At 56.4% G+C, this 23,226-nt stretch carries 23 protein-coding genes; 10 read left to right on the top strand and 13 right to left on the bottom strand.

Annotated elements, in window-relative coordinates; all coding sequences use genetic code 11:
- Nucleotides 1-23: 23 nt before the first annotated feature.
- Nucleotides 24-680 (bottom strand): sigma-70 family RNA polymerase sigma factor, encoded by a 657-nt coding sequence (locus tag H6815_10905; protein MCB9860944.1) that lies wholly within the window; start codon nucleotides 678-680, stop codon nucleotides 24-26.
- A 153-nt stretch (nucleotides 681-833) separates the two neighbouring features.
- Here H6815_10905 and H6815_10910 point away from each other — a divergent pair, with 153 nt between their 5' ends.
- The 6 genes from H6815_10910 (at nucleotide 834) to H6815_10935 (ending at nucleotide 4,825) form a co-directional block, all read left to right on the top strand.
- Complete coding sequence (locus H6815_10910) at nucleotides 834-1,142, top strand: DUF4286 family protein (protein ID MCB9860945.1); 309 nt, start codon at nucleotides 834-836, stop codon at nucleotides 1,140-1,142.
- A gap of 7 nt (nucleotides 1,143-1,149) precedes the next feature.
- Nucleotides 1,150-1,917 (top strand): sigma-70 family RNA polymerase sigma factor, encoded by a 768-nt coding sequence (locus H6815_10915; protein MCB9860946.1) that lies wholly within the window; start codon nucleotides 1,150-1,152, stop codon nucleotides 1,915-1,917.
- A gap of 95 nt (nucleotides 1,918-2,012) precedes the next feature.
- Nucleotides 2,013-3,308, top strand: a complete 1,296-nt coding sequence (locus tag H6815_10920) for a hypothetical protein (protein MCB9860947.1) — start codon at nucleotides 2,013-2,015, stop codon at nucleotides 3,306-3,308.
- Nucleotides 3,309-3,404: 96 nt separating this feature from the next.
- Nucleotides 3,405-3,653: a 50S ribosomal protein L35 gene (locus H6815_10925; GenBank protein MCB9860948.1), complete on the top strand. Its 249-nt coding sequence runs from the start codon at nucleotides 3,405-3,407 to the stop codon at nucleotides 3,651-3,653.
- Nucleotides 3,654-3,729: 76 nt separating this feature from the next.
- Nucleotides 3,730-4,095: a 50S ribosomal protein L20 gene (gene rplT / locus H6815_10930; GenBank protein ID MCB9860949.1), complete on the top strand. Its 366-nt coding sequence runs from the start codon at nucleotides 3,730-3,732 to the stop codon at nucleotides 4,093-4,095.
- A 148-nt stretch (nucleotides 4,096-4,243) separates the two neighbouring features.
- Complete coding sequence (locus H6815_10935) at nucleotides 4,244-4,825, top strand: NAD(P)H-dependent oxidoreductase (GenBank protein MCB9860950.1); 582 nt, start codon at nucleotides 4,244-4,246, stop codon at nucleotides 4,823-4,825.
- A 5-nt stretch (nucleotides 4,826-4,830) separates the two neighbouring features.
- Here the strand turns inward: H6815_10935 and H6815_10940 are convergent, their stop codons facing one another.
- Genes H6815_10940 through H6815_10975 form a run of 8 tightly spaced genes read right to left on the bottom strand, consistent with a single transcriptional unit; the run spans nucleotide 4,831 to nucleotide 15,364 of the window.
- A complete protein-coding gene (locus H6815_10940) occupies nucleotides 4,831-5,829 on the bottom strand; it encodes a hypothetical protein (protein ID MCB9860951.1) in 999 nt (332 codons plus the stop codon).
- 1 nt (nucleotide 5,830) lies between these two features.
- Nucleotides 5,831-8,842, bottom strand: a complete 3,012-nt coding sequence (locus tag H6815_10945; GenBank protein ID MCB9860952.1) for a hypothetical protein — start codon at nucleotides 8,840-8,842, stop codon at nucleotides 5,831-5,833.
- Nucleotides 8,839-11,550, bottom strand: a complete 2,712-nt coding sequence (locus tag H6815_10950; protein ID MCB9860953.1) for a hypothetical protein — start codon at nucleotides 11,548-11,550, stop codon at nucleotides 8,839-8,841. Before H6815_10950 ends, H6815_10945 begins: the two co-directional genes overlap by 4 nt.
- Nucleotides 11,543-11,968: a biopolymer transporter ExbD gene (locus H6815_10955; protein ID MCB9860954.1), complete on the bottom strand. Its 426-nt coding sequence runs from the start codon at nucleotides 11,966-11,968 to the stop codon at nucleotides 11,543-11,545. Before H6815_10955 ends, H6815_10950 begins: the two co-directional genes overlap by 8 nt.
- Nucleotides 11,965-12,348 (bottom strand): biopolymer transporter ExbD, encoded by a 384-nt coding sequence (locus H6815_10960; protein ID MCB9860955.1) that lies wholly within the window; start codon nucleotides 12,346-12,348, stop codon nucleotides 11,965-11,967. Before H6815_10960 ends, H6815_10955 begins: the two co-directional genes overlap by 4 nt.
- A 41-nt stretch (nucleotides 12,349-12,389) precedes the next feature.
- A complete protein-coding gene (locus H6815_10965) occupies nucleotides 12,390-13,202 on the bottom strand; it encodes a MotA/TolQ/ExbB proton channel family protein (GenBank protein ID MCB9860956.1) in 813 nt (270 codons plus the stop codon).
- A 54-nt stretch (nucleotides 13,203-13,256) separates the two neighbouring features.
- Nucleotides 13,257-14,372: a hypothetical protein gene (locus H6815_10970; protein MCB9860957.1), complete on the bottom strand. Its 1,116-nt coding sequence runs from the start codon at nucleotides 14,370-14,372 to the stop codon at nucleotides 13,257-13,259.
- 44 nt (nucleotides 14,373-14,416) lie between these two features.
- On the bottom strand, nucleotides 14,417-15,364 hold the full coding sequence (locus H6815_10975; protein ID MCB9860958.1) for a hypothetical protein: 948 nt from the start codon (nucleotides 15,362-15,364) through the stop codon (nucleotides 14,417-14,419).
- Nucleotides 15,365-15,698: 334 nt separating this feature from the next.
- Between H6815_10975 and H6815_10980 the strand changes: the two genes are divergently transcribed.
- Both H6815_10980 and frr read left to right on the top strand, forming a co-directional pair.
- Nucleotides 15,699-16,418 carry a UMP kinase gene (locus tag H6815_10980; protein ID MCB9860959.1) on the top strand — a complete coding sequence of 240 codons (720 nt, stop codon included), beginning with the start codon at nucleotides 15,699-15,701 and terminating at the stop codon, nucleotides 16,416-16,418.
- A gap of 102 nt (nucleotides 16,419-16,520) precedes the next feature.
- The gene (gene frr / locus H6815_10985) at nucleotides 16,521-17,093 is read left to right on the top strand and encodes a ribosome recycling factor (GenBank protein MCB9860960.1); all 573 of its coding nucleotides are present in this window, start codon (nucleotides 16,521-16,523) and stop codon (nucleotides 17,091-17,093) included.
- Between the two features lie 82 nt (nucleotides 17,094-17,175).
- Here the strand turns inward: frr and H6815_10990 are convergent, their stop codons facing one another.
- Nucleotides 17,176-17,718, bottom strand: coding sequence for a DinB family protein (locus H6815_10990; GenBank protein MCB9860961.1), 543 nt, complete (start codon nucleotides 17,716-17,718; stop codon nucleotides 17,176-17,178).
- A 131-nt stretch (nucleotides 17,719-17,849) separates the two neighbouring features.
- The gene (locus H6815_10995) at nucleotides 17,850-18,920 is read right to left on the bottom strand and encodes an agmatinase family protein (protein ID MCB9860962.1); all 1,071 of its coding nucleotides are present in this window, start codon (nucleotides 18,918-18,920) and stop codon (nucleotides 17,850-17,852) included.
- Nucleotides 18,921-18,983: 63 nt separating this feature from the next.
- Between H6815_10995 and galK the strand changes: the two genes are divergently transcribed.
- On the top strand, nucleotides 18,984-20,162 hold the full coding sequence (gene galK / locus H6815_11000) for a galactokinase (protein ID MCB9860963.1): 1,179 nt from the start codon (nucleotides 18,984-18,986) through the stop codon (nucleotides 20,160-20,162).
- On the opposite strand, the gene H6815_11005 is transcribed toward galK, so the two are convergent.
- Nucleotides 20,157-21,125: a serine/threonine-protein phosphatase gene (locus H6815_11005; protein ID MCB9860964.1), complete on the bottom strand. Its 969-nt coding sequence runs from the start codon at nucleotides 21,123-21,125 to the stop codon at nucleotides 20,157-20,159. The genes galK and H6815_11005 overlap by 6 nt on opposite strands.
- Before the next feature lie 348 nt (nucleotides 21,126-21,473).
- Here H6815_11005 and H6815_11010 point away from each other — a divergent pair, with 348 nt between their 5' ends.
- The gene (locus H6815_11010; protein ID MCB9860965.1) at nucleotides 21,474-21,893 is read left to right on the top strand and encodes an RNA-binding protein; all 420 of its coding nucleotides are present in this window, start codon (nucleotides 21,474-21,476) and stop codon (nucleotides 21,891-21,893) included.
- 84 nt (nucleotides 21,894-21,977) lie between these two features.
- Here the strand turns inward: H6815_11010 and H6815_11015 are convergent, their stop codons facing one another.
- A complete protein-coding gene (locus H6815_11015; GenBank protein ID MCB9860966.1) occupies nucleotides 21,978-23,150 on the bottom strand; it encodes a TlpA family protein disulfide reductase in 1,173 nt (390 codons plus the stop codon).
- Nucleotides 23,151-23,226: the final 76 nt, after the last annotated feature.

Consider the following 23,226-nt stretch of genomic DNA (forward strand, 5'->3'; position numbering starts at 1 on the left):
TGCTGCGAATGCTCGTTCGTTTTTCAATCCTGCTCGTTCATGCTCTCGATGATCGTGCGGAGTTTTTTCAATGCCCGGTGGTGCCTTGCAAGCAGTGTGCCGAGGGGTTGTTCGAGTGTGTCTGCCATGTCCTGAAAACTCATCTGCGCGTGATGTCGAAGCATGATGATCTGCTGGTCTGTCTCGGGCAGTTGTGCGATCGCGTCGCGCAGCTGTGACAGGTCATGAGGATCTGCGGGCGCGTGCCCCTCTCGTGAGCTGACACCCGAGAACGCCACCGGATCCGTCGGAGATGCGTGGCGGGATGTTCTGCGAACCTCGTCGCGGATGCGATTGACCGCGATCCGGAACAACCACGGCTCAAACTTGCCCAGTTCTGCGTACGACCCGGATCGCAATCGCTGGGCGACTGTTGCGAACACGGATTGTGTGATTTCCTCTGCAAGTTCAGCACTCCGCAACCGCGACTTTGCCAGGGCGTACAGCCGACGACCGAACTCGTCCACGAGCTTTGCCCACGCCTGCTCGTTGCCGGCTGCCGCCTGTGCAACGATGGCTGGGTCGAAAGCATGCTCTGTTGGTAGGCTGGTTTGTTCATCTGTCTCATCTGTCCGAGACAATGCGACATCGACCCGCCGAGGGCTGGCGTGGACGTTGGCTGGTGCGACTGGTTCATCCAATGCAAGACCCCACACATGGGTGCAACGAGCAAAGTGCTGGCCTATTGCCTGCGAGTGTCCGGACTCTGGTGTTCTCTCTCAGGCTTGATCGTCACAAACCGTCGAACGTCCGTGTAAGGACAGCTCTGGCTGTCCACAGCCCTATCGTTGGAGATGGGTGAATGTGTGTACACCGTGACTGCGACCATGCCGGACCAAAAGACCGGCGATCGGTATGTTGCGTGGCTGAAAGATGGGCATATCGACGCGGTGCTGCGTGGCGGTGCGACAACGGGCAGAATCCTCAACGTGGTCGAGCCCGAGGGAGCCATCCGGTACCAGACGCAGTACATCTTCCCATCAATGGAAGCCTACCACACATACGTCCGAGAACATGCACCGGCGTTACGATCGGAAGGACTCGAACGATTTGGGCCAAATTCAGGCGTTGTCTTCGAACGAACGGTGGGGCTCGTCGTATGAACTCGCGATGGTTCCAGGCCTGTCCATGCCCATGCCGATCGGGTTTGATCTTCTCGCGGGAGGGGTGTTTCCGCATCGATCGACTGCCCGCCGTGGGCCGCGCCAGACCACGTTCCGCAAACCCGCGACAGCAAAGCGCGGTGCAGATGTGAACGAACTGACCGACGAGCAGTTGGTCGAGGCCCATCGGTCCGGCGATCGGGCTGCGATGCGCACGCTGATCGAACGCTATCACAACGATCTGTATCGATTCCTGTATCGCCTGCTCGGAAACTCAGCGAGCGCCGAGGACGTGTTCCAGGACGCATTCCTGCAGGTGCACCTGTCTGCTGAGACATTCGATGTCACGCGCCGGTTCAAGCCGTGGCTGTACACAATTGCAGCGAACAAGGCACGCGATCTGATGCGTCGCCGGGCGCGACGGTTTGCGCTCGATCTTTCCGCGCCAGTCGGTGACGACTCGGGAACAACATTTGTTGATCTGCTCGCGATCGAGACCGATCCGCCGGATAAGGCACTTGACGATCGCGAGCGCAGCAATCTTGTGCAGGAAGCGCTCAACGCGATGCCGGTAATGCTGCGCGAGATCCTGCTGCTGGCGTACTTCCAGCGTCTGAGCTACGCGCAGATCGCGGAGGATCTTGAGATCCCGCTCGGCACGGTGAAGTCGCGCCTGCACAGTGCTGTTGCAAACTTTGCCAAGCGCTGGCAGGAAGTGCTTGCCAAGTATGACAGCGAGTCGGAGCACGCTGTCAATCAGAAGGAAGAACGGTAACGAAGGAAGTTTCGTCTCGTGCAATCGCACGATTGCGGTTGCGGTCCCAATCGGAAACGAACCCGTCCACGCGACGTGCGTACCAAGTGAGCACCATGAAGGACTCAGCAGACGACATGACACACGACAGCGGGAACAACGATGCTTCACACTCGCACCAGCCAGCGCGCGACGACGCACTGCTCAATGCAGAAGCGGCGCGAGCGCTCGATGCATGGCTGGCTGCCCATGCTGCAGGAATGCAGTTGCATTCGGAGGATGAACGTGGCGCGAACGTTCACTCGTTGATGTCGATGCTGGATGGGGTTTCGATGGAAGGTCGTGATACCCGTATAGAGCGTGCGCTCGATACGCTGGCGATGCACGGCGCATTCGATCAGCACGATGATGATGTGTTCAAGGGGCCGGCGCTCCATCCGCTCGATGATGATGCGCTCTATGCGCTGATGATGGCTGGGTTTGCCCCGTCTCGTGTGCCCGCGAGCCTGCGATCGCGTGCGCACAAGCATGTGGCACTGGCTGATCTTGTGACAGAAGCGGATGTTCCCGCTCCATCAACTCGTCTCGTTGATCGTGCCATAGCAAAGATCGACGAGGCCCAGAACGCGGTTGTTGAAGCCGAACACATCGAGGAAACTCGTGCAGGATGGTTCCGTTCGCGCTTCAGACTGTCTGACATCGCGGGCATTGCTGCGATGCTGGTCATTGGTGCCTCGATCGTTATTCCCGTCCTCGGTCATTTTCGTCGTGAGGGAATGCGTCTCGCGTGCGACAATAACATGGCAACCGCAGGTCTGGCGTTTGCGAGCTACATGAATGACAACGCAGATAAGTTGCCAGCGACACCGCAACGACAGCAGCGGACATGGTGGAATGTTGGCAGCCCAACAAACTCATCAAACTCAGCAAATCTGTACGTGCTTATCAACAAGAACTATGTGCACATCCATGATCTTGCGTGCCCGTGTAATGACCATGCCCGGCACACACTTCCAGATCAACCAGCGTCTGACTGGCTGAGTGATCCGGAGGTCTCGTATTCGTATCGCATCGTTGCGGGTGTGCCAGCAACAGATCAGACTGCTGCTCCGCGGACAATGCTGCTGACCGATCGCTCGCCGATCGTGACCAAGAACCGCCGCGGGCTGCCAGCGCGCCCTGACGAAAACTCAGAACAGCATGGCGGTCGTGGCCAGACAGTGCTGTTTGGTGACGGATCGACCCAATGGCTGACCAGTCCAATCCTCAACGCGGGGACCCCAAATGAGGACAATATCTGGCTGCCCAAATCGGTCGAACTCATGCTCGACCACCTGCGTGGTCGCCAGGATCGGCTTTTGAACGGGGTTGAAGCCCCTGCCGGGACAACAGACAACTTTGTCGGCCCATGAAATCCTCGATTTTGGTCGAAGAACCAGCCTTTGAGTGTACCGAAGTGACAGTTGGGACCGGACGGGCTATCATCTCGGCCCGTCGGAGAGGTCGTCATGCCGAAGAATAAGCCCCACAAGGGAATCTTAAAACGCGTTCGTATTTCCAAGACCGGTCTGGTCCGTCATCGCATTGCTGGACACAAGCACTTGCGTTCCGGGAAGACCGCCAAGCGTCTCCGTCAGATGCGGAATGATCCGTACATGGTTGGCGTCGAAGCAAAGCGCATGCAGAAGATGATCTTCCGTCGACTGCGCGGTCGGAATCAGGCCCGCCGTGATGCGGCAAACTCGGCTGGCGAGTAAAAACACACATAGCGGTCCGTCGGGAATGCAAGTCAGCGATACATCGCTGCTCCGCACGGGTCAGGAGGATTGACCAATGCCACGTGTACGCAAGGGCGCTGCCCGCACTCAGGCTCGCAAACGTCTTCTTCGCAGAGCCAAAGGTTATTACGGTGTTCGCAAGAACCACAAATATCTCGCCAGAGATGCGGTCATACGTGCGGGCTGCTATGCCTACCGCGATCGTCGCAATCGCAAGCGTGATTTCCGTTCGCTTTGGATCACACGTATCACGGCAGCATGCCGCATGCGTGGTACACGATACTCCGTGCTCATGAACGGTCTGCGTCTTGCTGGTGTCAATCTCAATCGCAAGATGCTCTCACAGATCGCAATCGAGGATCCCAAGCTTTTCGATAAGATCTGTAAGATCGGTGTCGACGCGTCGGTTGCAGCAAAGTAAGGTCTAATCAAGCGACTTCTCACGCACGGCTTCAGGGCTGTGCGTTTTTTCATTCGCTGGAGAATGTCACCGGCAGTATCGACCCACATCAAAGCAGTGTGATTGAGAGTCAATCGCAGATAGAATACTTCCACGGAGATCTTTTCTAATGAAACACGAGCCTTTGAAAATCGTTGCATTTGCTGGAAGTGTGCGTGATGGCGCAAGGTCAAGCGCAGGATTGCGTATCGCGGTTGATCAGTTCGGGCACATGGATGGCGTGGATGTTGTTGTTGTTGATCTACGGGATATCTCGCTCCCAATGCCGGGCAGATCTGATGATGACACAACACAGACGTTTCGTGATCTTGTGGAAAGCGCCGATGGCGTGTTCCTTGCAACGCCGGAATACCACGGGTCGTTCTCAAGCGTGACCAAGCTCGCGATCGACAATCTCGGATTTCCAAGTGTGCTTCGAGGGAAACCTGTTGCTTTGCTTGGAGTTGCGGCCGGTCGTATCGGAGCTATCAAGGCGCTGGAACACCTGCGAAGTGTGTGTTCGCATCTTGGAGCACTGGTACTGCCGGGGCCGATCTCTGTTGCGAACGCTGGCGCAATCTTTGATGACAACGGCAACTGCACTGATGCGTCGATCGAAAAAGCAATCCGTGGTCTTGCCGATCAGTTGGTCGAATACGTGCGCACATTCACCGTCGGCAAGTGCTCGCTTGAAGAATCAGCGCGAGCGTAAGACTCTCAATCAGGAGTTGTGCTGTCTGCGTTCACCCACGTGCCGTCCCGATAAAATGGTGCAGCGATTGTCGCGCCGTATCTCGATAACAGTACATCAGGCATCTCGTCAGGATTCGGGTCACGGAGAGGTGCACCGAAGTCTCGTGCGACCTGCGCTGTCCACGACTTGCCAACGCCTTCAAGCAGATGTGATTCAAGCCTGAGCTGTGCAATGAGTTGTTCACGATCAAGCGTGGGACCGGGGTCGCCGCCGCACCACGGGCAGATGCGCGTCTCAAGCCCGTCGTTCCCGGGTCTGCGGATGATGCGTGCATTCCGGCACTCGGGGCATGGCCATTGGCGTACCTGATCCTGCACCCATGTCAGGCTGGATGCATCACCACCGCCAATCAGAAGCATCTGGTTCTTTGCAATGATTGAGGTGACCGCCGGATCCCGCAAAAGTCGTGCTGCTTGCGATGCGTTTCCGGATCGGATGTATCCGAGCGCGGTTGCTGCGCGAAACCCGATCGCGTGCTCACTCATACTACCCGCGGTAGCGAGCGATTGTGTTGTCGTGGTGGGATGTATGATCTCAGCAACAGATCGAAGCCAGTGCGCACGATCGGGCATTCGCTCCGCTTCAGCGAGCGCGATGCAGATACCTGCAAGTCGTTCCGGTGAAGGAGTGCGTGACCCTGATTCGAGCAGATACGCCAGCGCGAGTGTGTGTTGTGCAAGCTCAACATCCTCGCGCGTGACCGCTTCTGCGCTGAGTTCCTCTCCAAGTTCGAGGTACTCAAGGGGCTTTGACGGATCGAGACTGTTCAGACGCTCGCGGAGTTGTGGCAGGCGTTCCAGCACGGGCTGAGATGAGATTTCCAGCAGGAGCGGTTGCGGATCAGCCTCTGGCGCTGGGGTTTCAGGCTGATTGTTCTGGGCTTGTGTTGAGAGTGTGAGCAATCCAGTTGCTGCAACACAGCAAAGCAGTTGCTTGAGCGTGATACTTCTCTTGTGCGCCATGTCACTCCTCATTTATTGTTGGTTCTTCGGTTGATGCAGTGATGCCAGCAGGTATTGCGACATCAACTGCGTTACCCACCACCAAGCCATCATCAAGACGAAGACGGATCATCCACAACTGGCTCATTGCTTCCTCAACGGCGAGCAACTGCCCAAAGATGTGCGATGCAGAGCGGCACTGCCTTTGTGTGGTGACGAGCAGCGACTCGATCTTTGCGGCAGCGTCGGTGCGTTCACCGGCAACGACAATAGCCATGAGTTCGAAAGTTGATATCTGATGTGCCGCAAAGCGCTGCACGATCCCATCTGCCAATCGGAGTCGGGCAATTCGGCGCTGTTGCACATCGTTCGGTGTGAGAGAGAATCCAGCGAGCAAACGAGCGGTGTTCGATTCGTCAAGCCAGCGTTGGTACAACGATGTCGAGGCAGCTTCTGGCGACATCGATGCGATCTCCATCGCGTTCGATGCCGTGTCAGCAAACCGGTGCTCGTATATTACGCCGAGTTTCTCAGCGTACTCGTCAACTCGCCGGGTCGTTTCGTCAGACGCGAGCACTTCCAGCAGCCGGTCAACCAGCGCACGGCGCGCAGCGTACTGCCACTCATCCTGCGATGCACTTGCCAGACTTGTAAGCGTCACCGCTTCAATGAGTTCGGTTGTTTCAGCTGATGCAACATTGACAAACGGCAGTACGGAAAGCAGCCCATTGAGTATGCCGGGGTCGCTTGCGTGTGCAAGCAGGACTGCGCGTGCGGTACGTCGAATCTCTGCGGGTGTGCCTCGGACCGCCTCTTCTGCGAGCACTTCGGCGTTTATCCAGCCAATATTTACGTTACGCAACTCTTCAAGCATTGACACGCGAACCGTGATATTCCGCCCAGCACTCAGGTAACGTCGGGTCCATTCGGCATCGCGGTTCTTTGTTGGATCGTTCTTTGCGTTGGTTTCTGCATCCGCTTTGTTCAGCGTGTCTGAGACCAGATCAAGCTCAAACTTCGCGCCAATCTCGTCTCCCTGCCACAGCCATGCGGCTGCAGCATTGAGTCGTGCGTATGCAACAGCATGCGCGAGCTGCTCATCAATACCTTCTGCATGCAGGAAGCTGGAAGCGAGCATCTCTCTTGTTGTTTGCCATTGCTGCAGCATTGGGCTGACATTCGGCAGTTCGATCATCCACACGTCGGCATATCTGTCTCTGAGTGCGAGTCTGTCAACCTGTGTTGCGTCAATCGGGAGCACCATTGTCAGGTCGACCCCTTCCGCGCTGCTGGAACTTGCGAGCGCCGATGTGACTGCGCGTATGTCGCTCTGCGTCATATCCTGACGGGAAAACCATCCAAGCAGACGTGGTCGTGCAGGGTCGCCGTTCCGCCAGTGCAGCTTCGTAATGAGTGCATCGATTGATGCGTGTACACCCGAATCGGTGTGGGGCTCTGGGCCGGTGGTCAGCAACGTTTCCAGCGCGTGAAGCACAACCTGATCTGCCGCGCCTGCATGCTGTGCTGCTGGCAGCAGAAGAAGCGCAGCATCTGCAAGTTCATGCCAGCTTTTCACATACATGCTCATCTGCATACGTCCGGACGCGTGGGCAAGTACGGTCGGTATCCAGTGGAGTGTTGCGAGCGAGCCGGATTCAAACGAACGACGAGCGCGCGGTGGATCCACGATGCCGGTGCCGTCTGATGTTGTTGAAATGATTTCGCGTTCAAGCGGTGTCAGGCTGGATTCGCGTGAGAGCCGGGACATGATGCCGCCAGCCCAAATCGCTGGTGCGATGTCGGTATCGGTGAACGTGCCATCCGCGATGTGCTTGATCGGTGCTGCGAGGATTCGGACGTAATCAAGGCGATCCCTGCTCCCCGGTGGGAGTTGGAAAAATGCTTCAATGATCTCGTATTGCGCCGAAACGCGCACATCCTCACTTACGCGAAGCCAGCCTTTGCAAACAGTCTTGTATGCCGCCTCAAGTGATGCGAGACGCTTCGCGTCTGGAGGGTTGGCTTCAGTGCTGATCGTGCGTATGGCACGCAGGACACTTTCGCTTGTCACCGGCGCCGTAGGTTGTGCTGGTTGCGATTGTGTTGTGTTGTCAACATTCTCGGGTGTTGATGCATCTGTGGGCAGATTGCCCGATGGTTGCTGGTTCGGTACAGGGACTTGTTCTGCTGCTGGATCAGGAGTTGTATTGGCTTGCTTTGTCGTATTCCCAGAGGAAAACCATCCAAGTCCAGATCCAACAATGAGCACACTGACCGCAAGCACCAAAGCAGCAATGAGTGAGCCGACGGCAATCACGATACCAATGACCCTTCGATCGTCTTCTGTCTCTTCATATCCTGAAGCAATATCGAATCTCTGCGCCTGAACAGATTGTTCAGTGCGAACAACCGGCTGTGCTGTGTGTAATGATTCATGGCTTGCAATCGGAGACGCGTATTGCGCGATGGCAGTTGCAAGATCATCAGCATTCAAACCTCGGGAGTGGGCGATTGCAAGCAGATGGGCCATTGCGTCTCTGCCCCAGCCTCCATGCAATGCAAGCACCTTCGGGATGTCAGCCCACAATGGCGAAAGCGTTTCAGCGGGCGAACGCGCTGGTGGTTGAACGGTTTGCGTTGCAGGTGCTGATGCGGGTATATCTGTTGTGGAAGCGGAACCATCAGTTGTGTCCTGCATGGAAGCTGGCGAAGGTGTGACATCTGATGTCTGAGAGGGTGTCCTGTGGTTCCATTCATTTCGCAGTGTTTCGAATGTTGCAGGATCAAGAAGTTGTGCAGCCGCAGAATGGAGTGCGAGTACCGCTTCACCTGCTGCAGGCGTATCACGATGCGGATGGTTTGCGATCTGCATCAGCCGCATTCGCAGCGCCCGCTGGATGTCCTCTTCGGTGCATGCGTCTGGATGGACATTCAGAAGAGCAAATGGACCGTTCTCGTATGCGCTTTGCCCAAAGAAGCGCGCCACGGGATCGACAGCCGACCGGGATGATGTGGGGCCGAAGGGACCAGTCATCGGGTTTCCTCCGATTCCTGGGCTGGCAATGGTTGCGTCGCGGCCTTATTGATTTCTTGTGTCAGCGTGCGCAGTTTCGTGCCCCATGGTTCTGGACCATAGTCAGGATACAGGAGCTGATGTTGGCTCATAAGCAAGGAAGCACGAGATGCATCAAACATGGCAAGTACACGCAGTGATTCGTATCGCGCCTGGAACCAGAGGTCTGATGAGGCAACGGATCCTTGCAGGATGATCTGCCACGCCTCGTAGGCAAGCTTCGGCTGGTTTACTTTTTCGGCAAGTGCTGCATGGCGCTTGAGCACGTCAAGGCTCGTGTGTCCTGCCTCAATAAGCTGCGCATCGATCCGCATTGCCAGGTCGAGCATGGGCTTGTCACCAGCGAGTTCGTACACTCGTGAAGCAGAATCTGCAACGCGCGCATACAAACCCGCTACAGACGGCTGTTTCAACGCTTCGGCGGCTGGGCCATACGAGTCGATCAGCTTGACTCCAGTGCGCACGACCTGCCGATGTGTGTCTGCATCATTCGGAAGTTTCTCACGCATCCTGATCGCGTGCTCAAAGATCACGCCGGCAGCTATCTTGTCATAAGGTTCCCCAAGAGAGTCAAGCTGGGCAGCAATCGCATCCACTGTTTCCTGGTCACCCTCGTAGAGCGCTATTTGTAAGCGTCGAAGCTCCAACTCATCCTCGGCTTCACTGAGGTCGATGCCATCACGGGTGCGCAATGATTCAAGTAGCGCGAGTGCAGCTTTGGCTCGTGAGATATCCGGTGCTGGCATGCCGGTGACGACGTCGAGCATCTGCCGGATGAGCACAACGCTGTTTTGGGCTGCTGCATCCGACAACTCATGGTTTGCATCGTTCATTCGTCGGCGGTATAGATCGAGAATACGATCGGCCACAGCCAGGAATCGCGTCGCGGAGATGTCGCGCTCGGATCCCCGAGCATGCCGATATCGTTTGTAGAGAAGCTTCGCGACCTGCTGCTGTGCGGAAATGTACAGATTTGATGACGAAGGAACGCCCAGCAGCACCTCAATTGCCTTGTTCTGATCGATGAGGGCATCGGCACCATCGCGCATCACCAGAGTTGCTGCGCGCTCACCAGCGGGAAACTTGGCGAGGAAGACTGCCGCGAGTTCCGTGATCTTCTCCTTGTGATCGCGCCTCGATACGTCCTGATCCTGATCGAGTGAGACAATCGCAAGCCACAATGATTCCTCAGCACTGCCAGCATCAGGATACAGATGGAAGGTTTTTTCGAGATGTTCCGCAGCCTTCGCAAACTCCGCTGCCTGGAACATGGAGATGCCAGCCATCAATCCCAGACCTGGATGGAGTGACGAAAAGCCGTCGCTGTCGTCGGCTGTTAAAGCTCCTGTGAGCGCGTTTGCTGCTTGCGAGAACCTCCTGCGCATTTCGTTGTCCTTGGACGGAAGTTCGAGCGCTTCGCCAGCTTGGATACGTGCTTCCTTTGCATCCTCGAACTGCACAAGCCCGCGCACGTACCGCACGATGAATCCGTCATCGCCGAGCTGCGCTGCACCAAATGTTTTTACGATGTCAAGGACGTTTGCGATCTCGCCAAGCTCAACAAGATCGGCGAGCGCATCGCTGCTGATCCGCTCTACGAGCGGTTGTGCGAGCTTTGGTGTATCACCAGACTCCAGCGAACGTAAAGCTGCGACGCAGATGAGTCGTGCTAGCGCAACATCAAGCGGTCCACTGACCTCCTTGCGCCTCCGATTCGCAGCGCTGTCAAGATCAGACCACCGACCGCCATCGCACAGCATCGTGATGCGAAACATGAACAATTGATTTCGGATGTCGTCTGAGATCTCCTCGTTCCGCTCAACAAGATCAAGCCACCGCAGCGCGACAGAGGTGTTGCCACGCAAAGCCTCGCATAATCCCGCACCCATTGCCGCGCGGGCGACATGATCGAGTCGGAAGTAGCTGACGGGCGCACGCTCAACCGAAGCAGGTTTGCCATCTTGCGCATTGAGCAGCCAGCCAAAGCTTCGCAGCGCATCATCGGCAAGGCGAGGATTTTTGGTCAGCGAACCAAGGTAGTATGTAGACCATCCGGCGTAGTACGACGCGATGGATCGCAAACGCTGCGCGTCTGCAAGTTGCGCCTTCGCGCCAGCCTCGTCCTCAAGCCGAACCGATTCCATGCGTCGTTCAATCAGTTCTACTTGTCGGTTTGTCTTTGATGCCACATCGCGAAAGACCGGGATGGTTTCGTTGAGGATTGCAACAGCCTCTTTGATCTTCTCCGGATCAGCAAGTTCGAGCTTGTTGTTGATCGCGATTGTTTCCGCATACATGTAGCGAGCTTTGGCGAGTGATATGCGAAGATCGAAGGAGTCGGCTTCGGGGACATCGTTGAGTAGTTGCTTGCCAAGCTCTTCAAGGCGATCGCGCTCTTCCGGTGTTCTGGACGTGTCGATAAGCTGGACATAGATCCTGCCAAGTCTGTTTGCAAGAGCGAGCCGGTCTGAGGCGGATACAGATTTCATCCTCTGCCGAAGTTCGGTCGCAAGGGCCCACGGCAGATTGTGATCCTCGAGATACGCCTCTATAGGCGAAACATTATCGCCAAGCTGCTGGCATGTTGCAATACTGGGACAAAGCACAGCTGCGCCTGCGCACGTGCAGAGAAGAATCAGATACCGCGCTGCCCTGTGTGCGTTACCCATGCGGCTCATCTGCAGGAACATAGGTCACCCGAACGAATCCGGCATCTCGAACGGCCTGCAATGCTGTAGCAGCAGCCTGTACCGGAGCAAATCCTGTGACCTTGACAAACACACCAGCATCCTGCGGAAGCTGCTTCAGCACAGATACAAGCTCATCCTTTGTTCGCATGACGCGAGCTCCCATGATGAACGCTGGTTTCCCCTCGACAACATCGACCAGTACGACCTGCGGCTGTATGTCTGAGGCACCTCCGGTCTTGCGTTGCTCTGCTTGAAGTCCCGAGAGCAGTTCGGCCTCAGCAGGGCTCATGGATGATGTGACAATGAAGTAGATCAGCAGAAGGAACACAACGTCGATCAGGCTGGTCATGGGAAGCCGACGACGATGGGGGGTATGTGTGTCGGGGATCATTTTCACATGCCACCACCTTGATCGCTCGTGCCGAGGCTCCAGCTGCGCACACCGAGTTCTGCCAGGCGCACCGCGATCGCGTTGATCGTTGCGCTGGGGCAATCACGATGCGCCCGGATGAGAATCTCCAGCGACTCCGGACTGCCAAGGTCCGTGATCTCGACTTGCACTTTCTGCATCAGGGTGTCGAGTGTGATGGTTTGCTGATCGACCATGATTGTTCCATTGAGCATCACCTCAATGGTAATAACGTTCCGTTCGATGTCACCGACTTCCTCGCCCGGTTCGTCGGGCAGATCCATTGGTGTTCTTGTTGCTTGTGTATATTGCGCCGTATACATGAAGAAGATAATGAGTTGGAGTACAACATCGATCATGGGTGTCATGTCGAATACGGACTGCTCTTTGGATGGACGCGGACGAAGTCTCAACGGTTCATTCCCTGCTGTGTGGTTGGGACAGGTTGCGCTGGGCGCTGTTGTGGTTGGGCAGGACGCTGAGCGGGACGTGGCCCGTTCTGCGCAGGCTGACCACCACGCTGCTGTGCTGCGCGGGCGTCAAGGTGTGCTGTGAGTTCTTCCGTGATGGTGCCGGCATCCGCCGCAAGAGCATCAATCCGGTTTTTGAAATAGGTATGGATAAATGTTGCGGGAATGGCAACAAGAAGCCCGAGCACCGTTGTGATCAGCGCAACGGAGATGCTGCCCGCGAGTTCGGGTGGCTTTGCGAATCCTGCCGAAGTACTGATTTTTTCGAACGCACCAACCATGCCGACAACCGTACCGAGCAAGCCGAGCATGGGGCTGATTGTCGCAATAAGACCGATTCCTTCGACAGATCGATACATCTTTGCGGTTTCTTCCTGCCCGGCCTCTTCCAGTGCGCTGCGGAGTTCCAGCATACCGAACGCCGATCTGCTGCAGCGTGTCAATGCTGCTGCAAAGACACTGGTGAGGAAGCACTTGTTCTCATCGACCTTGCAGAATGCGCGAGCTCCAGCGAGATCACCAGTTGCAAGCAGGCGATCAAGACCTGAAATCACGGTGGGTGGGGCGAGTCGCGAGCGGCGCAGCTGATACGCGTGCATGCCCGCGAGCACAACAAGCACGAACGATAGCAGAATAATGACAAACCCGATGGGGCCGCCCGAGAGCACGTGCTGCAGCAGCGTCTTTGCTTCCTTTGGAGCTTCCGTTTGCAGAGCAAGTGTCAGTGATTGAACAAAGCACAATGCGTTCATGAATCTTCCTTTGTCTGACAGCGTTCGAGTTGCATGTGTCCGTGAGTGTGGCGGTTATGGTACTGATGCTCTGGTCTGTGCTGGATTCCAGTTTCTTATCGGCAGCCAGTGTGTGACCGGGTGTTCGGGGTATGACGAGAGCAGTTCGGTGCGAAGTCGTGTTGCTCCATCCACATCGCCCAGTTCCGCGCTGACAACAGCAGCTTCCGCGAGGGCCAGACCCGTGAGGTATGGATTGAGATGCGGCATCTCCGCCGGAAGTCGCAGGAGTTCAACAACACCCTGCCATCGCGAGTCGACATTGTCTTCCTTCACAAGTGATCGACCAACGGCGATCTGGCACCACGCACGAAGCCAGTCTGGTGGGTTGGAATCAAGCTCTTTCCTGAGCGCGTCTCTTGCAACATCGCGTTCTGATGCCGTGCCAATGCGCGACGCGATAATGTTGTGGACAAGCCTGACACCCGGTGGATCATTCGGTGTCAGGGAGGGAAGTGTTGCACCCTCAAATCCTGATTCGGCACTTGCGCCAGCTTGGTACATCTGCTGCAGGGTGATCGCAGTGGATGAAGTCACATCAGGGCCGGGTCTTGCGGACCAGCCTTGCAGTGAGGGAGAATCAAACCAGACCGGTGGAAGCAGTGGGCACAAATGAAGCTCATCATCAATCTGTAATGTCCATGGAGTCAGTGTGAAAGCCGTGTACGCAGGTTCGTCAGTCCGTTCCGCTTGTCTCGCTGTAATATCGACCAGTTGTAACCATGCGTCTGTGGCTTCGTTGAGCTCGCCCTGACGCAGTTTGCTCTCGAGTTTGCCTGAGAACACGATGACTGCACTCTCGCTTGTCCGATCAGCGTATTGTGTTGCGAGCGAATCAAAGAGTGGTTCCGCGAGTGTAACATCGCCTCGTGACAAGCGTGTGCGTGCGCGCCAGAATGTAGTGGCTGTTGTCGCAAGCTCGCCAAACGCAGCTGCGTTGCTGCCAGTGACATCAACACAATCGCTCAATGGCATCAGCACCTGCTCCGCCTGTGTCCCAGCTGTTTCATTGGGATTGATCGGTGTCAGCAGAATACCATCAAGAGAGATTGACTGAATTTCGCATTGCGCCGGCGCGTAGCCACCACGCAGCAGCACACTGCTTGTCTGTGCGTGTGCGACAGATGTCAACACAACCAGGCTGAGACAAAGGAAAGAAAGCCGACGATACATGCTCATCCGTCAGGCCCCTTGACATGGTGATACGTTCCACCGGAATCGCGTGCAATCTTCTCCATCACCGCCTGTGCTCGCTGCGATCCAAACGTGATGCAGTGGATCGGAATCTCGAACCGCGCATTGAGCTTGGCAACATCATTCGCGACACCCTCGTTGAACTCGCCATCGGTCATGAAGAAGATGGCATCCGGTCGCGGGCGAAGCTGAAACGATGTTTCAAAGGCGCCGTATGGGTTTGTTGCGCCCTCGGCCTTGATACGTCGGATGAGCCGCACAGCCCAACCGAGGCCTTGCTTGGAGGCGTCTGTCCACTTTGTCTGGCCCCCAAGTGGATATGGGCCATCGGAGTACAGACAGATAAAGAACTTTGCGTTCTCATTCAAACCCTGAATCGATTCAATCAGTTCAACCTGCAACTGCTCCAACTTTCCCTGCACGCTCATCGAACCGGAGATATCAGCGATGTAGGCAAATCTGCTGCCGCTCGCTTCAACACCGAAGAAACTCGCGGCTCCCGAACCTGTGCCACTTAACGCACTCTCGCCGATATCGCCCGAGCCGAGAGATTCAGACAAACTCTCCAGTTCACCTATGTTGCCGGAAAGATCCGTTGAAAGGTCTGTTGTCAGTTCAAGATCGGGTGTTGATTCCGTGACAAGCTCGGGCACCTCCGGGGATGTGAAGTCCATCGCCTCGGCGGTCAGTGCATCAAGTTCTGCGCTTGTCATGACAGCGAGATCAATGCCGCGGGAATCGACATCACGCGCACCGGGTGCTCCAGATCCGAAGATCCACAGAGCTGCAACGACCAGCAGAAGCAGGTGGAGTACCAGCGACATGGCAATACCAATCAGGACAGCTGGTTCCAGAATCCGTTTACGGAATGATTCCCGCTTGGGCAGTGCAGCCGGTGGCAGTATGGTTTGTTCCAGGCCGTCGGCCATGCACACTCCTGTTGTGGTTTCCAACCGTGTTATATCGGCGTTCGCATTGTCGGTTGCCGATCTGCTCTACCAATCCGTTCGCAGCAAGTGTTGGATCGGTTGTGTCACACCACCAAACACAACTTTGACGTACCAGCCGCCAACGAGTTCCAGTCAAAACCCAAACATGCGGTGCGATGGTACATATGTGATGACTCGTTGTATTGCGTCATGTGTCAAAGCAGATCTGTATGACTCGCCTTTAGAGATCACGGGCTATAGGGTCTGCCGCGACAGATCGGCGTGTCTCTGCGCTGATCCCGGGCTATGACTGGAGCATGGAGCATATTGGATCATGGATAGACCAAAGTTTACGCGTGTCCTTCTGAAACTCTCGGGCGAGTCTCTGTGCAAACCGGGCGGGCACGGCGTCAATCCTGAAGAACTTCGCACCATCGCACAAGAGGTCGAGTCTGCCCACAAAACAGGGGTGCAGATCGCAATCGTGATCGGTGGCGGGAACATGATCCGTGGCGCTGATCTTGCTCAGGCAGGATTGATCCAGCGGTCAACCGCTGACTACATGGGCATGCTCGGCACGGTGATGAACGGGCTGGCGCTGCGTGAAGCGCTGCAATCGCTCGGCGCGGAGTGCCGGGTGATGTCAGCCCTTGAGATCAAGTCAGTCGCTGAACCGTTCATCCGGGGACGAGCGATCCGGCATCTTGAAAAGGGGCGAGTGGTAGTGCTCGTTGCGGGGACGGGGAATCCGTACTTCTCGACGGACACCTGCGCAGCATTGCGTGCTGCTGAACTCAACTGTGAGTGCATCCTCAAAGCGACCAAGGTCGACGGCGTGTACTCGGCCGATCCCAACAAGGATCCCAGTGCGCAGCGGTTCTCGACACTCACCTTTGCAGAAGCGATCGAGCGCGATCTGAAGGTCATGGACACCGCAGCCTTTGCGATGTGCCGGGATAACCGGATCCCGATCATGGTGTTCAACTTCAAGGAGTCGGGCAATATCGCCCGGGCGGTTGCATCGGAGCCGATCGGCACGCTGGTTTCGATGTAGCACAGCATGTCGCGCCCGGAGGGGACAAACACCCCGGTGTTTCATATACTTGCGTCGGACGGGCACGATGCCGTCCGTTTCATTGTCCATGAGGAGAAATCTATGTCAACCGATCCAGACACTATCCTGCTCGAAGCAGAAGAAGCAATGGCCAAAGCAATCGATTATCTCGATCACGAGATGCGAGGCATGCGCACAGGCCGTGCATCGCCTGCGCTTGTTGAGTACATCAAGGTCGAGTACTACGGCTCGCCGACCGACCTGAAGCAGATTGCTGCGGTCTCTGTGCCCGAAGCGACGCAGCTTCTCATCAAGCCGTTCGATGCGACCTCGGTATCAGACATCCGCAAGGCGCTCGAGGCAAGCGATCTCGGGCTCAATCCGCAAGTCGAGGGCAAGCAGATCCGTCTGAATATCCCGCCGCTCTCACGCGAGCGTCGTCAGCAACTCGTTGGACACGTCAAGAAGATGGGCGAGGAGCAGAAGGTCGTTGTTCGCAACGCACGCCGCGACGCGAACAAGCACGCCGAAGCGCTCGCGAAGGACAAGGACGCGCATTTCCCGGAGGACGAGCTCAAGACATTGAAGGACGAAATCCAGGAACTGACCAAGAAGTACGAGGGAATGATCGATACCAAGATCGATGCCAAGAGCACCGAGGTCATGGAAATCTGATCATTGATCGCAAGGAAATAGAAAAACACCCGCGCGTTTGTGCGGGTGTTTTCATTCTGTTGATCATGTCATTGCTCGTTGATTACATCGCCGAGCCATACCCCATCATGCGGCGCCATGCGCTGATCTGCCCGAAGTGCAGCATCGGGTGCGTGCTTGTCAGGAACGCTGCGAACGAACCGAGCGTGGGGCAGATCTGCTTGATGCGCCCGTCGCGCGGGTTCTCCTTTGCGAGCACAGACTCCTGCACGGTTGCAAGGCGCTCAGCAAGGATGGTGTGCCCCTGTGTAAACACATCCATGATGACGTCGCGTGACGGATAGATCGTGCCATCGGGATCGTCGTGGCACTCGTTGCCGGGCTCGAACAAACCCGGGAAGGTGTCAGGGATCACAATCCCGGATGCGTCGAGTTCGATGAGTCCCAGCAGGCGCGGCGGGTAGATCGCAAGATGCCCAAAGATAAACGCGGGATGGTTCGTGTTGACGACCTTGCCATCAGCGATGGGCTTGCGAGCAAAGTGCTCGTCCTTCACGCCATCAAGCATCATGCTCCCGAGCCCGAGCACCTGGCGCGCGTTCTGGGCTAGGACATCCGCGATTACTGACGATGTTGCTGTTGTCATGATTTCTCCCGTGTTCTGCTGTGCTGTTGAATCGGACAACCCAACCTTCGCATATGTGTATGGCGACTTGGTCGGGCTGGAATACTGCGTGCTGGTTGGATGCCTTGGCGCGAACCGGGGTGACCGGTGATTTACACCTTCGGGATGAGATTGTGCGTGGTTGCAGCGATGCCGCAGAGTTTGTAGAGCACGCGAGCGCCCACGTTCGCGTTCCATTCGTTGTCGTCATAGGTTGGGCAGACCTCGACGAGATCGAATCCGACGACTTGCTTTCCGGATGCAGCAAGCGTTTTGAGGAGCAGTGTCATCTCGCGGAATGAGAGCCCGCCGGGGACCGGTGTGCCCGTGCCGGGGCACAGGGATGGATCGAGCCCGTCGATATCGAAGCTGATCCAGACATGCTCGGAGAGGTCTGCGACGATCTTCTGCATGATGGAGCGCAGTGTTGCGCCGTCAGCGACTGCGTTTGCGATGTCCTGGTCGTGCCAGACGCTGATCGCTTTCCCTTGAGACTTTGCGTACTCGCGCTCCTGCTCGCACGAATCGCGTATGCCGACCTGAACCAGTCTGCCGATCGTGGGCACATGTTCCATAACGTTGTGCATGATCGACGCGTGTGATTGCGCGAACCCCTCGAACGCAGGACGCAGGTCCATGTGCGCATCGATCTGGAGTATCCCGAGCCCCGTTTTTCCCGAGGTTGCTAGATGTGCAGCCGCCGCTTCGATCGCGCCGAGCGGGGTGGAGTGATCGCCCCCGATGATCCCGGGGATATTCCCGTCGCGGAGCGCTTGCCCCGTCCATGTGCGCACGAGCATCTGCACCTGCTCCGATGCGTCGTTGACAACCTGCAACGCGTGCGCGTGCTCCCCCGAGTGATCGGGATCAACGCCGCCCATCTCGATGATGGGGAGCGCAGCACCACGGGCCTTGACGGACAGGTCGGACACACCATCGGGCGCATCGTCCATGAAGATGCCAGCTTTCCAGACAGAACCGAACGAGTGGTCGTACAGATCGACCTGCATCGATGCGTCCATGATCGCGTCCGGTCCCTTGCTTGCACCGCCGCCATACGAGGTTGTCGCATCGAACGGTACGGGGAGCAGGTGGATCTTTGCGTTGTCCCTGCCGTGCGGGAGCCCGAAGATGCCGTCGCCCGTTGCTGCGCCATTCGGATCGAAGTCTGCGATATCTGTCATTGGCATCCTCGTTTTCTGCGTGAGTCCGATGGTATGTCGTCCGGTGTTCTACGCTGGGATGTAGTGAGTGTGAACAACAGACAATCGGGCAGCTACCTCTCAAAGGTGCGTGATGCGAGCAGCCTGTTTGCTGGCGCGTTTGGTGATCCGCCAGCAGCAGCGGCTGTAGCGCCGGGGCGTGTAAACATCATCGGCGATCACATCGACTATTGCGGCGGGACGGTGCTGCCCATGGCGATCAACCGCTGGACCGCAGTTGTTGGTTCGTTGCGGGATGATGGCATGATCAGATGGGCGCAGCAGCCGGACGACGATGCCGAGCGCGACGAGGATGGCAAGGTGATCGTGCCGATCGAGACGCACGCACAGGATGAACCTCGACCTGAGCCCGGCTTATCCATGTCGTATATTGCTGGAACAGTGCAAACGGTGCTCGACGAGATCGGACAGTCTGGGAAGGGGCTGGATGTCGTGCTCGCGTCGAACGTGCCGATCGGCGCAGGGCTTTCCAGTTCTGCTACGTTGTGTGCCAGTGTTGCAATGTGTGTGCTGAAACTGACCGGAGCAGAGCTTGATCCACAGCGTGTTGCAAAGCTATGCCAGCGGGTCGAGCACGAATGGGCGAGTGTGCCGTGCGGGATCATGGACCAGTACGCGGTTGTGCTGAGTCAAGCCGGCCATGCGACAATGATCGATTGTGCGCGTGACGATGTGTCGCATGTGCCGGTTCCCGATGACATCGGCTGGCTGATTCTCGATACGGGCACACGAAGATCGCTCGCTGACAGCGCGTACGCGGACCGGCGGGATGTGTGCGCTCGTGCCGCAGAGAAGTTCGGTGTGGAATACCTGTGCCACGCGAGTCTCGACGATGTGAATGATCCATATGCGAGGCATGTGATCTCGGAACATCATCGCGTGAGAGCAGTTGTTGATGCCATACAGGCGAGAGATATGAAAATAGTGGGGCAATGCATGATCGAATCCCACGCATCACTCCGCGATGACTACAAGGTCTCCTCACCCGCACTCGATCGAGCAGTGCAGGCACTATGCGCTATGGACAGTGTGCGCGGTGCACGAATGACCGGCGCTGGGTTTGGTGGATGCGTAATTGCTGCTGTGCAGAAGGACAGCATGGAAGTAGTAATCGCAAAAGTCAGGGATCGCGTGCTTCACACGATCAGCCCGCGCGCGACTGTGTTTGCAGTGCATCCTGTAGACTGTGCTCGCTCGTTATGAGGTGATATCGCGGAGTGTCAACAGTTCCGGTCTGGCGAACCCGAGGTCTTTCAGTTTCTTTATACCATCACTCATTTCAAGGCGTGGGAACGGTTTATCGGGGTGGAGCAGCTTATCAACCAATGCTCGCCCCATCGTCATGCCTGCAAGCGCGGTCTGCGATACTCTGGATTGCGAGAACGATGTGGATCGCAGCAGCATCGCGGTGACATCGTCGTTGTCGTCAGCGCCACCACGGAACTCGTTGAGCTTTGCAAGCAGTGACGGAATGAGTGATGTTGGGTTCGGATCGAGCGTGTTCATCAGATTCACAAGTCCCTGCTGACCAATGAACTCTCCGAATGGGGAACGTGCCTCGATCATCGAATCTGTATAAAGCAGCATAAGATCGCCCGGCTCCATGTTCACGGTTGTTGCGGTGTAGGAGACAAGATCCGTAATACCGAGCGGAACATTGTTGGGTTGATGGGGTGCATTCACGGGCTGGGCCAGCGCTTCACCAACAATAAACTCCCATGCTCCTGTCTTTGAGCGATAGAGCAGCGGCTTTGGGTGCCCAGCGTTGCACAATATCATCTGATTGGTTGGAGCCCAGTAGGTGGCAGCGACAGCGGTTGCAAAGATGCCCGCTTCGGAGTGGGCGACAAACTCACGATTGAGCCCATGCACGAACCGTGTCATGTTCACCTGGTTCGAGTGTTTCCGGAGCAGCGATGCAAGCGTCGATGTGACCTTTGCGACACTCTTGCCGTGCCCCGCAACATCAGCGACAAGAAGCCGCGAGATGCGCCCTGTGGCACAACTGGAGAGATAGTGGATATCTCCTCCTGCGTCTTCAGTATGGTTCTCGGTCTGTATGTTAGGGTCAGCAAACGGTTTGCTATAAATCCAGGCATCCAGCCCCGGCATAACGAAAGCCGTATTTGTCGCAACATTGCCACCCCACACCTCCAGGCACTGCATATGCCGTGCTTCAATGGATTCGTCCGTTTTGGGGGTTTCTGCCATAATTTCAGACGGGTGGAGGGTACTGGTATCCGGTTTTCCGATCAGCATTTGCATGGATTTTGCTCTGGCAGCGGTGCGATGACACTGTGTCAATTGGATGGGGCAAGCAGGAAAGACGTGACGCTGCAAGCTCGCGAAAAAGAGATAGAGGGTGGAATTTTTTCGGGTGGTTGTGTTTCTTGCACGGATCTGGTGTATTCTTTTGCAGGTGACTCTGCCGGATTGCACAGGCAGGGGCCGAACCGACGGCGATTTTGGCCCGGGTCGAGACGGTTCAGAGCATGATGCGGGCACAGGATCGAGATAACGATGAAACTGTATGTTGGGAACCTGCCATTCTCGGTAGGTGATGATGAACTCCGCCAGATGTTTGAATCACACGGTCAGATCGATTCCGCACAAGTTGTGATGGATCGCGAGACCGGTCGATCGCGCGGGTTCGGGTTTGTCCAGATGAACGATGATGGCGAAGCAAACGCTGCAATCGAGGCGCTCAATGGCTACTCGATGAATGGTCGCGCGCTGACAGTCAACCAGGCACGTGAACGCGCTGAACGCCCTAGTGGTGGTCGTGGCGGTTACGGTGGCGGCGGTGGTGGTCGTGGCGGCTATGGTGGTGGCGGCGGTGGTCGTGGCGGCTACGGTGGCGGCGGCGGTGGTCGTGGCGGCTACGGCGGCGGCGACCGTGGTGGCTACGGTGGCGGTGGCGATCGCGACTGGTAATTCCACCAACATTGCAAACATAAAAAGCCCCGACTCGTATCGCACGAGTCGGGGCTTTTCATATTCATTCAAACAAAGAGATTCCTATTTTTCGCTGTTGTCGATGTCTACACGCTTGTAATCGTCAAGGCGCTTCCGCCAAGAGTTCTTGAGCGTTTCATAGGCCTTGATGTCTGCTACATCTGCACCATCCGATGGCGGCGTGGCCTCAAGAACGTTGATCGCTTCTGTCAGCATGTCGATTGCTTCTTCGGCTTTGCCGTCGACGTGCTTCGCCATTGCAGATGCAGCAAGGACACGCGCGTCTGACTTGCTGGCCTTCAGGACCGCTTGCGAGATCGCGATTGTTACGATGGCACGTGCGTTTTCATTCTTGGGTTCGTATGTGAGCAGCGCTTCTGCAACATCGGTCAATACGGGCGCGTTGTCCTTGTATGTCGATGTCACGAGTTGCTTCGCATAGACAAGCGTGTCGCGTGATCCGGGCGATTTCTGTGCAAGAATCGCTACTTTCTTTGCAGCCCATTCACCGAAATACTGTTCATCGATTTTGAGGATACCGTTTGCGCCAGCAAGTGCGCGTGTCCATTGCTTCGCTTTGATCGCTTCGTTCGTTTTCTCGATGATCGGTGCTGCTTTCTCATCGAGTTCTGCATTCCGTGCGATGTGATCAGTGACTTGTTTGCTTCCAACACGTGTAGCATATTGGCTGGCAAGGTTCTGGACAATGCCGTCCATCTGCATCGGATGGCCCATCCATGCGATCCTGCCATCATAATCAACAACGAAGGCGGACGGAATGCTGTTGCGTCCTGCCGCTTTCATCCACTCGATCGCCATGGCGCCATGTTTGGGATCGTTCTTGTCGATCACCTTGTCTACAGCAACCCGGTACTGCATCAGATCGCCGCCCGACTTCCCGCGTGTCGCTCCACTTCCATTCTGCATGAATGGTTTCACTTTGCGTGGATCGTCCCAAATATTCACGCCAATGACGACAAGCCCCTCGTCCTTGTACTGCTCCTGCAACTCTGAGACGTGCGGCATGCCAGCGATACATGGGCCGCACCATGTTGCCCAGAACTCAACAATGTAATAGTTGTCTGAACTGAACTCTGTGACAGGTTCGCCCTTTGCCCATGTATCCACGGAAATGGCGGGAGCCTTGTCTCCAACTTTGAGCGATTGGGCGATAGCTGGCGAAACAGCAACAAGGGCCACTGAGCAGAGTGTGAACAATGTATTTCGAATCAGCATGCGCGATCCTCCAGATGGATATGAGTCTCAGTGTATTGTACAACAGCGGACTGGTGAATCAGATTCCGATTTGTAT

Source organism: Phycisphaeraceae bacterium, assembly GCA_020639155.1.
Classification (GTDB): Bacteria; Planctomycetota; Phycisphaerae; order Phycisphaerales; family UBA1924; genus JACKHF01.